The 10929-nt window shown below is 70.1% G+C and carries 6 protein-coding genes and 1 pseudogene; 2 read left to right on the top strand and 5 right to left on the bottom strand.

What is annotated here, in order from left to right; all coding sequences use genetic code 11:
- On the bottom strand, positions 1-1357 hold a 1357-nt coding region (gene dnaG / locus B2J86_RS16715), incomplete at its 3' end, for a DNA primase (protein ID WP_173026167.1).
- A 97-nt stretch (positions 1358-1454) separates the two neighbouring features.
- Between dnaG and B2J86_RS16710 the strand changes: the two genes are divergently transcribed.
- Both B2J86_RS16710 and B2J86_RS16705 read left to right on the top strand, forming a co-directional pair.
- Positions 1455-3101: an acyl-CoA synthetase gene (locus B2J86_RS16710; RefSeq protein WP_173026166.1), complete on the top strand. Its 1647-nt coding sequence runs from the start codon at positions 1455-1457 to the stop codon at positions 3099-3101.
- 225 nt (positions 3102-3326) lie between these two features.
- Entirely contained in the window at positions 3327-4520 is a 1194-nt protein-coding gene (locus B2J86_RS16705) for a mechanosensitive ion channel family protein (RefSeq protein ID WP_173026170.1), read from the top strand.
- Positions 4521-4527: 7 nt separating this feature from the next.
- Here the strand turns inward: B2J86_RS16705 and B2J86_RS16700 are convergent, their stop codons facing one another.
- From B2J86_RS16700 to B2J86_RS16685, 4 genes and pseudogenes are all read right to left on the bottom strand, one after another.
- Entirely contained in the window at positions 4528-5907 is a 1380-nt protein-coding gene (locus B2J86_RS16700; RefSeq protein ID WP_173026165.1) for a sodium-dependent transporter, read from the bottom strand.
- A gap of 165 nt (positions 5908-6072) precedes the next feature.
- Positions 6073-7614, bottom strand: a pseudogene (locus B2J86_RS16695) (phospholipase D family protein).
- 157 nt (positions 7615-7771) lie between these two features.
- On the bottom strand, positions 7772-9325 hold the full coding sequence (locus tag B2J86_RS16690) for an alkaline phosphatase (protein WP_169635734.1): 1554 nt from the start codon (positions 9323-9325) through the stop codon (positions 7772-7774).
- Between the two features lie 42 nt (positions 9326-9367).
- Positions 9368-10897 carry a diguanylate cyclase gene (locus tag B2J86_RS16685; RefSeq protein WP_173026164.1) on the bottom strand — a complete coding sequence of 510 codons (1530 nt, stop codon included), beginning with the start codon at positions 10895-10897 and terminating at the stop codon, positions 9368-9370.
- Between the last annotated feature and the right edge of the window lie 32 nt (positions 10898-10929).

Raw genomic sequence — 10929 nt, 5'->3', positions numbered from 1 at the left:
GCGGTGCCGGCGCGCGCGCGCTGCCCTGGCCGCGGGCCGCGTCGCGTGCGCTGGCCTGGCTCCAGACTTCCGAGAGGTCGCGCGCATCGAGCTGGGCCAGTGCGGCCAGCTCGCCCAGCAGCTGGCGCTTGAGCACGCCATCGGGCAGCGGCTCCCACAGCTGCCGCGCGTTGCTGGCCATGTGGGCGCGTCCCTCGGGCGTCCCCAGGTCGCACTGTTCGCTGGCGGCATCGACCAGGAAGCGGCTCAGCGGCAGCGCGTCGCCGATGTGGCGCGCAAACGCCTCGCTGCCGTGGGCGCGCACGAAGCTGTCGGGGTCGTGCTCGGCCGGCAGGAACAGGAACTTGATGCTGCGCGTGTCGCTGGCGTAGGGCAGGGCGCCTTCGAGCGCCTTGCGCGCGGCACGCCGGCCGGCGCTGTCGCCGTCGAAGCTGAAGACCACGGTGTCGGTGAAGCGGAACAGCTTTTGCACATGCTCGGGCGTGCAGGCCGTGCCCAGCGTGGCCACCGCGTTCGGAAAGCCCAACTGCGCGAGCGCCACCACGTCCATGTAGCCCTCGGTGACCAGCGCGCAGCCCTGTTCGCGGATCGCGGTGCGCGCCTCGAACAGGCCGTAGAGCTCGCGGCCCTTGTGGAACACCGGCGTTTCGGGCGAATTGAGGTATTTGGGCTTGTCGTCGCCGAGCACGCGCCCGCCAAAGCCGATGCACTCGCCCTTGACGTTGCGGATCGGGAACATCAGCCGGTCGCGGAAGCGGTCGTAGCGGCGCACATCGTCGGCGTTCTCGTCGTTGACGATGACCAGGCCGCTCTCGGCCAGCAGTGGGTCGTCGTAGTGCGCGAACACGCTCGCCAGGCCATGCCAGCCCTCGGGCGCATAGCCCAGGCCGTAGCGCTTGGCGATCGCGCCCGAGACGCCCCGGCCCTTGAGGTAGGCGATGGCGCGCTGCGAGCCGCGCAGCTGCTGGCGGAAGGCGTCGCCGGCCTTTTCGAGCACGTCGGTCAGCGTGGCCTGCTTTTGCCGCTGGGCCGCGGCGCGCTCGCGCTCCTGCGGCGAGAGGTCGTCCTCGGGCACCTGCAGACCGGTTTGCTGGGCCAGGTCCTTGACGGCCTCGGGGAAGGTCATGCCGGCGTGGTCCATCAGGAAGCCGATGGCGTTGCCGTTCTTGCCGCAGCCAAAGCAGTGGTAGAACTGCTTGCTGGGGCTCACGCTGAAGGAAGGGGACTTTTCGCCGTGGAAGGGGCACAGGCCCATGTAGTTGGCGCCGCCCTTCTTGAGCTGGACGTAGCGGCCGACGATCTCGACCACGTCGACGCGTGCGATCAGCTCCTGGATGAATGATTGGGGAATGGACACGGCCGCATTTTCGCCCATCGCGGTTTTTCAGCGGCACGTCAGTTGGCCCTGCTCTAATGCGGCAGGCTTATTTTCAGCTTCGCAAGGACGCAAAACCATGAGCAGCATCTACGACCAGCACCTGCCCCGCACCCGTGCCAACCACGCGCCGCTGTCGCCGCTGGACTTCATCGAGCGCACCGCAGAGGTCTACCCCGAGCGCCTGGCCATCGTGCACGGCAGCCTGCGCCAGACCTGGGGCCAGACCTATGCGCGCGCGCGCCAACTGGCCAGCGCGCTGCAGCGCAGCGGCATTGGCAAGAACGACACCGTCGCCGTGATGCTGCCCAACACCCCGCCCATGGTCGAGGCGCACTTTGGCGTGCCGATGGCCGGCGCCGTGCTCAATGCGCTCAACACCCGGCTCGACCCCGAGGCCATCGCCTTCATGCTCGACCATGGCGAGGCCAAGGCCGTCATCGTCGACCCCGAGTTCGCGGGCACCATGGCGCGCGCGCTGGCGCTGCGCAGCGGCACGGCGCCGATCCGGGTCATCGAGGTGAGCGACGCCCTCTACGGCCCGGCCGCGCAGGCGCTCGGCGGCACCGGCTACGAAGACTTCCTGGCCGGCGGTGACGCGCAGTTCGACTGGCAGATGCCCGGCGACGAGTGGGACGCGATCGCGCTCAACTACACCTCAGGCACCACCGGCAACCCCAAGGGCGTCGTTTACCACCACCGCGGCGCGGCGCTCAACGCGATCAGCAACGTGCTGGAGTGGGACATGCCCAAGCACGCCGTCTACCTGTGGACGCTGCCCATGTTCCACTGCAACGGCTGGTGTTTCCCGTGGACGGTGGCGGCGCGCGCCGGCGTCAACGTCTGCCTGCGCCGCGTCGAGGCGCAGGCTATTTTTCAGGCGATCCGCGACCACGGCGTCACGCACTACTGCGGCGCGCCCATCGTGCACGGCCTGCTGGTCAACGCGCCGGCCGCGATGAAGGCGGGCCTGCCGGCCGGCATCAAGGCCATGGTGGCCGGCGCCGCGCCGCCCGCGTCGATGATCGAGGGCATGGAAACGATGGGCTTCGACCTGACCCATGTCTATGGCCTGACCGAGGTCTACGGCCCCGCCACCGTCTGCGCCAAGCACGGGGCCTGGGATGCGCTCGACATCGGCGAGCGCGCGCGCCTCAACGCGCGCCAGGGTGTGCGCTACCACCTGCAGCGCGCCGCCAGCGTGCGCGACCCCGAGACGCTGGCCCCCGTGCCGCACGACGGCGAGACCATGGGCGAGATCATGTTCCGCGGCAACATCGCCATGAAGGGCTACCTGAAGAACCCCCAGGCGACCGACGAGGCCTTCCGCGGCGGCTGGTTCCACAGCGGCGACCTGGCCGTGCAGTACCCCGACGGCTACATCAAGATCAAGGACCGCAGCAAGGACATCATCATCTCGGGCGGCGAGAACATTTCGTCCATCGAGGTCGAGGACGTGCTCTACCGCCACCCCGACGTGCTGGCCGCCGCCGTCGTCGCCAAGCCCGACCCGAAGTGGGGCGAGACACCCTGCGCCTTCGTCGAGCTCAAGGCCGGCGCCAGCACCACGGCCCAGGAGATCGTCGCGCACTGCAAGGCGCACCTGGCCGGCTTCAAGGTGCCGCGCGCCGTGGTCTTCGGCCCCATCGCCAAGACCGCCACGGGCAAGATCCAGAAGTTCGAGCTGCGCAAGCAGGCCGGCTCGGCGGCGGCCATCGACGTCTGAACTATTGAATTGATAGCTGCCAGCACTTGCTGTGCAAACGCTGCAGGCTGTTTTCATTCAAAACGGTGGCGGCGCATCGGGCCGCGGGTGGAACCCGGCCGCCCGGCCCGGGTCTGACCCCCTTTTTGCATTCCAGAGGCGACTCCATTGCACATTGACTTCCTGGCGCAAGCCGATCCCTGGGTCCAGGCCGTGGCCGGGCTGGCACTGCTGTTTTTGTTGGCCATGGCCGCGCGTGGCCTGGCGCTGTTGCTGTTCCTGCCCCTGCTGCGGCGCGTGCGTACGCGTGCACGGTCGTGGCCCACCGATGTGCTCTTGCACGACGACGTGCTGCGCCGCATGGCGCGCGTGCTGCCGTCGCTGGTGGTGCAGCTGGGGGTGGAGCGTGTGCCGCACCTGGACGCCACCTTTGCCACCGTGGTCGGCAACGTGGCCATGGCCTTCATGGCGCTGCAGGTGGTGCGCGCCCTGATGGCCATGCTCGACGCCATGCTGCAACTGCAGCAGCAGGGCGGGCGCCATGAGGGCGAGCAGGCGGCGGCGTACAAGGCGCGCTCGATCAAGAGCTATGTCCAGCTGGGCAAGCTCGTGCTGATGCTGGCGGGGGCTGTGGTCACGGTGGCGTCGCTGATGGACCGCTCGCCGCTGATCGTGCTCTCGGGCCTGGGCGCGATGTCGGCGGTGCTGATGCTGGTGTTCAAGGACACCATCCTGTCGTTCACCGCCGGCGTGCTGCTGACGTCCAACGACATGCTGCGCCTGGGCGACTGGATCGAGATGCCGCAGGTCGGCGCCGACGGCGATGTGGTCGACATGGCGCTGCACACCATCAAGGTGCAGAACTGGGACAAGACCATCACCACCATCCCGACCTGGCGGCTGATGAGCGAGAGCTACAAGAACTGGCGCGGCATGAGCGAGTCGGGCGGGCGGCGCATCAAGCGCACGCTGCGGCTCGATGCGAGCTCGGTGCGCTTTCTCGACGGCGCCGAGATGGCGCGTTTTGCCCAATTCGAGCTGCTCAAGCCCTACATGGCCGCCAAGAGCGTGGCGGTGGAGGCGGCCAACACCCAGGCGCGCGCGGCGCTGGGCGAGCAGGCCGAGCTGCTGGCCAACCAGCGGCGCCTGACCAACATCGGCACGCTGCGCGCCTACGTCGAGGCCTACCTGCGCGCCCACCCGGGCATCCACCAGGGCATGACGCTGATGGTGCGCACGCTCGAACCCACGCCCGAGGGCGTGCCGCTGGAGCTGTACTGCTTCACTGCCAACACGGCCTGGGTGGCCTACGAAGGCACGCAGGGCGACATCTTCGACCACCTGCTGGCGATCCTGCCCGAGTTCGGCCTGCGCCTGTACCAAAGCCCGAGCGGCAACGACCTGCGCCTGGGCCTGGCGCAGCAGGGCGCCGCGGCCTAGGTTGGCGCTAGATCAGGTCCAGGCCACGCAGCATCACCGCCAGGATCAGCGGCGGCGAGACCCAGCGCAGCACCCAGACGATGGCACGCGCCAGCGCGCCGTTGTGCAGCGTGCCCTGGTTGGACAGGGCGCGGCGGAAATTGTCCGCGCCCCATGCCCAGCCGGCGAACAGCGCGATGAAGATGCCGCCCAGCGGCAGCAGGAGGTTGGAGGAGACAAAGTCGGCCCAGTTGAACAGCGTGCGCCCGCCGGGCTGGAAGCCGGCCAGCGTGCTCTGGCTGAGCGCGCAGCCCGCGCCCACCACCATCAGCAGCACAAGCGTCAGCACGGTGGCGCGCGGGCGCGACAGGCCCCAGCGCTCGTGCAGCGTGACCACCGGCACCTCCATCAGCGACAGCATGGCGCCGGTGGCCGCAACCGCCGTGAGCACGAAGAAGGCCGCCATCAGCACCTGGCCAAACGGCATCTGCGCAAACACCGCGGGAATGGTGATGAAGACCAGCGACGGCCCGGCCGAAGGCGCGAAACCGAAGGTGAACACCGCTGGAAAGATCGCGATGCCCGCCAGCATCGACACGCACAGGTCGGCCGCCATGACGCGCGTGGCCGTTGCCGGGATGTTCTGGTCGGCACCGAAGTAGCTGCCATAGGTCATCATCGTGCCCATGCCGATCGACAGCTTGAAGAAGGCCAGGCCCATGGCCGTGAGCACCACGGGCGCGGTGATCTTGCCCCAGTCGGGCAGGAACAGGAAGGCCAGCCCCTGTGCCGCCCCGTCGAGCGTCAGGCTGAACGCGCACAGCAGCAGCAACAGCACGAACAGCAGCGGCATGAGCTTTTTGGTGATCGCCTCGATGCCCTTGGTCACGCCCAGCAGCAGGATGCCGCCAATGAACGCCAGCACGCCCCACTGCCACAGCAGCGACTGCACCGGGTCGGTGATCAGCGCCTGGAACGCCGCTTCAGTCACGGCCGGGTCGCTGCTGAGCAGGCTGCCGCGCAGCGCCTTGGCGACGTAGGCAAACACCCACGCCACGACCTCGGAATAGAACGACGAAATCAAAAAAGCCGCCACCATGCCGGCCACGCCAATCAGCCACCAAGGCTGGCGCCGGGGCGACAGCGCCACCAGGGCCGTGATCGGGTTGGCGCGCGCCTGGCGCCCGATGGCGATCTCGGCCATCATCACCGGCAGGCCGATCAGCAAGGTGGCCAGCAGGTACACCAGCAGGAAGCCCGCGCCGCCATTGGCGCCCGTGAGCGACGGAAACTTCCAGATGTTGCCCAGGCCCACGGCCGAGCCCAGGGTGGCGGCGAGCACGCCAAAACCCGAGCTGAAGCCGGCGCGCTGCGTGGCGGGGAAGGGCGGTGCGGTGGGGTCGGTCATGGTGAAGGGCGTTGCGTGCAAGGCCCGGGTGGCCTGCGGAACGTGGATGGTACGCGCAAAGATGGCCCGCCAGCGCGCAGCCGAGCTCATATATCCATAGCTGAGTCCGCTGACGTACATTGCGTTTGCGGCCGATTTCCCCTGTTTTGTGCCGCAGCAGAGGACCTAGAGAAGCCACTCGATCGGCAGCAGCGCCAGCGCGCGCAGGCCCCAGCGGCTCAGCCAGCTGCTGCCCGGCTCGACGGTGTAGACGATCGGCGGCGCGCCCGGGTCCGGCGGGGTGGCGAACCACTGCAACCTCCCATCGGCCGAGAGCTGCACGCGGTACGACTCCAGCGGGATCCACACGTCGAAGGCCTGCTCGATCTGGCGCGCCAGGGCGGGGCTGTCGATGACCAGGCCCAGCTCGGTGTTGAGCCGGGCCGAGCGCGGGTCGAAATTGAACGAACCCACAAAGGCGCGCGCGCTGTCGACCGCAAAGGTCTTGGCGTGCAGGCTCTAGCCCGAGCTGCCCAGCGGGTTGCGGCGCGCGCCTGTGGGGGGCGGCGGTGCCAGGCGCTGCATTTCATAGAGCTCCACGCCGTGCCGCAGCAGCGCCTGGCGGTACTGCGCGTAGCCGGCATGCACCAGCGGCACGTCGGTCGCCTCGTAGGCATTGGTCATCACGCGCACCCGGATGCCGTTTTCGCGCAGGCGTGCGAGCGCTCGCACGCCGGCCGCGGTGGGCACGAAGTAGGGCGAGACCAGCGCCACCGAGCGCTGCGGCGTGCCCAGCACATCGTGCAGCTGGGTGACCAGCAGCCCGTCGCGCTGCGCCTGGGCCAGGCCCTTGGCGGGGTCGTCGCTGACCAGCGTGGTCTGCGCCCACTGCAGCTGCAGCTGCCCGTGCAGCAGCGCCTGGATGAAAGGCGTGTCGCGCACGGCCGCGGTGTAGGCGCGCGCCGATTCGGACTCTGCGATGCGCGCGGCCTCGGCGCCCAGCGCCTGCAGCTCGGCCGCCCCCACCGCGGGCAGGAGGGACTGCGCCGGGTAGGCCGAGGCGCTGGCCCAGTAGCGGTCGAAATCTTGCGCCACCTCGGGCACGACCGGGCCCACGGCGAGCACGTCGAGGTCGCTGAACAGCACGCCGTCGGTGGCGCCGAAGTATTCGTCGCCGACGTTGCGGCCGCCGACGATGGTGGCCTGGCTGTCTGCCGTGAACGACTTGTTGTGCATGCGCCGGTTGGTGCGCTCAAAGTCGGTCAGGTAGCCCAGCGCCTTGGGCCAGCGCAGCACAAACGGGTTGAACAGCCGCACCTCGATGCGCGGATGCAGCGCGAGCGCCGCCAGCAGGCCGTCGAGCCCCGCGGTGCCGCCGTCGTCGAGCAGCAGGCGCACACGCACGCCCCGGTCGGCGGCGGCCACCAGTGCCTGCAGCAGCAGCGTGCCGGTCTGGTCGCCGCGCCAGATGTAGTACTGCACGTCCAGGCTGCGCTCGGCGCTGCGCGCCAGCAGCATGCGCGCGGCAAAGGCTTCGAGCGGGTCGGCCAGGGGCAGGATGCCGCTGCGGTCCGGGTGCAGCAGCAGCTGCGGCGCGATGGCCTGGCCCAGGCGGGTCTGTGCGGCCTGTTCCACGCCGAGGGCCGTGGAAGCGGGACGGCCCTGCAGCGGCGGCAGGGTGCAGCCGGCCAGCAGCAGGGCGCACCAAAGGGTGTAGAGGGGGCGGATGGCGTGTCTCCGGCAAAACCGTCGGTGGCCATGGTACTGCAGCCGTGCAGGGTGCTCTCGTATCAGGAGCTGCCTGCGCTTGCCACGCCATGGTTATGGCATGGAAATGGCCTGAAACGCAGATAGGTACTGCGCATGCAGCTATGGTTTTTGATGGCTAGATGCGCTGCGGCCCGGGCCGGCCATCCTCGACCACAAAGCGCGCCAGGGTGGCGATGCCGCTGTCGGCGCGCAGCGGGTCGTCGACCGTGCGCAGCTCGGTGGTCCAGCGCGTGGGCGTGATGTCGGCCAGGCCGTAGCCGCGCAGGTCGCAGCGCGCCAGCAGCACATGGGGGTTGTGGCGCGCGATGGCATCGACCTTGTCCTGCGTGGTGCCGGCGCGCGAGCTGATCGAGGTGCCGCAGAACTCGCTGGCCAGCACCGGCGCGTCGGGCCGCTCGGCGTCGGCGAGGACATTGCAGACGTAGTTCTGGTGGATGTCGCCGCCCAGCAGCACGGTGTTGCGCGGCGCGTGGCCGGCGATGGACTGCAGCAGGCGCGTGCGCGCGGCGGGGTAGCCGTCCCAGGTGTCGGTGGAGCGCACGCCCGAGGGGTAGCGGCGCGGCGCAAACAGCGTCTGCTGCGCCAGCACGCTCCAGCGCTGCTGCGTGCCGGCATCGCCGGCCAGACCCTGGTCCAGCCAGCGCTCCTGCGCGGCGCCAAGCAGGCTGCGTGCGGGGTCGGCGCGCTCGGCGCAGTCCCCGGGGCGCACGGCCCCGCCGCCGCTGGTGCCGGGGCGGCGGCAGGCCTGCCAACTGCGCCCCTGGCGGCCGTCGAGCAGGTGCAGCCGGGCCAGCCGCCCCCAGGGCTGCTGGCGGTAGACCTGCAGCGCACCAAAGCCCTGCGCCAGGCTGGCCGCGCGCAGCGGCATGTGCTCATAGAACGCCTGCCAGGCAGCGTCGCGCAGCGCGAGGAAAGTGGCGCTTTCGTCCTGGCCCTGGCCGCCGGCGTAGTCGTTCTGCACCTCGTGGTCGTCCCAGGTCACGGCCCAGGGGCAGGCGGCATGCGCGGCCTGCAGCTGCGGGTCGCTCTTGTGCAGCGCGTAGCGGTCGCGGTAGTCCGCCAGCGTGCGCGCATGGCGCAGGCCATGCACGCGCGCCAGGCCGCGGGTGTCCTTGGGCGTGGCGTATTCGTAGATGTAGTCGCCCAGGAACAGCACCAGGTCGGGCGCGTCGCTGGCCAGGTGCCGCCAGGCGGCATAGTGGCCGTGCTCCCAGCGCTGGCACGAGGCCCAGGCCAGGCGCAGGTGGGCGTCCATCTGGTCGTGCGCCGGCGCGGTGCGCGTGCGCCCCGTGGGGCTCACGGCGTCGCCATGCACAAAGCGGTAGTGGTACCAGCGCCCGGGCGCTAGGCCACGCAGCTCGACGTGCACGCTGTGCGCGAGTGCGGGCAGCGCCGTGGCCTGGCCGCGCTGCACGATGCGGCGAAAGCCGGCGTCGTCGGCCAGCTCCCAGCGCACGGTGAGCGGGCCGCTGGCCGCGCCGGGATCGGCCGGCAGCAGGCGCGTCCACAGCACCACGCCGTCGGGCGCCGGGTCGCCGCTGGCCACGCCCAGGGCAAACGGGTCGTGGCGCAGCGTCTCGTCGGCCCAGGCCCAGCGCGGCAGCATGCTGGCGACCGCGGCGGCGCCGGCCTGTTGCAGCAGCTGGCGGCGTGCAAGTTGGGTGGACATGGTGTGTGACGGCAAAAGCTGGCAGGGAAAGTGTTGCGCCGCTCAGCCTGCCATGACGCGGTTCTTGCCCGAGCGCTTGGCCAGGTACATGCCCTGGTCGGCGCGGCGGATCGCGTCGGCGCTGGTTTCGTCCTCGCCGATCTGGGCCACGCCGGCGCTGAAGGTGATGAGCAGTTTCTCGTTGTTGTGGAGGAAGAAGCGCGTCGTCAGCGCACGCTGCAGGCGCTGCACCGCGTCCACGCCCTGCGCCAGCGCGGTGTCGGGCAGCACGAGCACGAATTCTTCGCCGCCCCAGCGCGCCAGCAGGTCGTGCGGGCGCATGACGGCGCGCACCACCTCGGCCAGGTGCACCAGCGCCGCGTCGCCGCCGGCGTGGCCGGCCTGGTCGTTGACTTGCTTGAAATCGTCCACGTCGAGCAGCACCACGCACAGCGGCGCGCCGGTGCGGCGGGTGCGGGCCATTTCGCGCTCGACCACCTCGTCGAGCCCCTTGCGGTTGAGGGCGCCGGTGAGCGGGTCGTGCCGCGCCTGGGCGCTGACCTGGTCGAGCTGGCGCTGCAGGCGCTCGAGCTCGGCGTGCTTTTGCTGGGTGCGCTCGCGAAGGTCGATCAGTTCGTCGCGGGCCAGGCGGCTGTCGAGCGCCATGGCGCGCGTGGCGCCCATGAGCTCCTGGAGCAGCGGGGCGATGTCCTCGAAGCGGCTGGCCTGGGCGATCTGCTCGGCGCAGCGCTCCATGCTCTCGTGGTAGCTGCTGCTGGCCTGCACCATGGCGGACAGGCGCGCAATGAAGCCCGACAGCAGCGCCTTCATCTGGTCCTGCGCTTCGATCAGGCGGCCCTTGGCCTCGGTCTGCTTGAAGACCACGTCCTTGAGGCGCCGCTGCACGTCGTCGAGCCGGCGCAGCGTGAGGGGCTGGCCGATGGCGGCTGTCAGCGCCTGGGCCTGGCCGTGCAGCCAGCGCTCGTCCAGGCTGAGCGCGGCGATGTTGTCAAACACCATGTGCAGCAGCTCCAGCAGCATGGCACGGATGGCGGCCTGGTCTTCGGTGGCAAACGACAGGCGGTAGCTGAAGTTGGCCAGCATCAGCTGCAGCGTGCTCGCGGGCGGCCCGGGCTGGCGCAGGAACTGCACCAGCTGCTCGCCCAGCAGGTGCACGCGCGCGTCTTCGCTGTCGAGCGCGGGCAGCGTGTTCTCCACCACGCGGGCCAGCTGCTCGGCAAGGTCCTCGGGCAGGACGTACACGGGGGCGGGTGCATCGGCGGGCTCTGCCGCTGCGACGGCGGGGTTCAGCCCCAGGTTGGCGTACCCGACCAGCACGCTTTGCAGCGCCGGCCAATCGTGCTGGGCCACGGCGGCCTCGAACAGGTCGAGCAGGCGCCTTTGGCCCGGCGTCTGGGCCGGGATGACGCGCAGGATGTGCCGCAGCGCCCCTTCCGGAAAGGGCTGTGCGGTGCGGCTGCCGGCGATTTCCTCGTACAGCGCCTGGTAGTTGAGGGGGGTGGGCGCCAGCCTGCGCGCGGCGAGCTGTTTGAAGGTGTCACGCGCAATGTCCGAGGGAAGTCGTTCCGCCATGGGCAGCTACTGGGCAGTCAGGGAGTGGAAGA

This window comes from Acidovorax sp. SRB_14, from assembly GCF_012932145.1.
Taxonomy (GTDB): domain Bacteria; phylum Pseudomonadota; class Gammaproteobacteria; order Burkholderiales; family Burkholderiaceae_C; genus Simplicispira.
Note: the sequence above shows the minus strand (reverse complement) of the source record. Positions and strands in the feature narration are given on the sequence as shown.

Excerpts from the sequence above, each read along its gene's own strand:
- B2J86_RS16710 (WP_173026166.1), top strand. The coding sequence starts at position 1,455 with ATGAGCAGCATCTACGACCAGCACCTGCCCCGCACCCGTGCCAACCAC.
- B2J86_RS16690 (WP_169635734.1), bottom strand. The coding sequence starts at position 9,325 with ATGTCCACCCAACTTGCACGCCGCCAGCTGCTGCAACAGGCCGGCGCC.
- B2J86_RS16705 (WP_173026170.1), top strand. The coding sequence starts at position 3,327 with ATGGCCGCGCGTGGCCTGGCGCTGTTGCTGTTCCTGCCCCTGCTGCGG.
- B2J86_RS16700 (WP_173026165.1), bottom strand. The coding sequence starts at position 5,907 with ATGACCGACCCCACCGCACCGCCCTTCCCCGCCACGCAGCGCGCCGGC.
- B2J86_RS16685 (WP_173026164.1), bottom strand. The coding sequence starts at position 10,897 with ATGGCGGAACGACTTCCCTCGGACATTGCGCGTGACACCTTCAAACAG.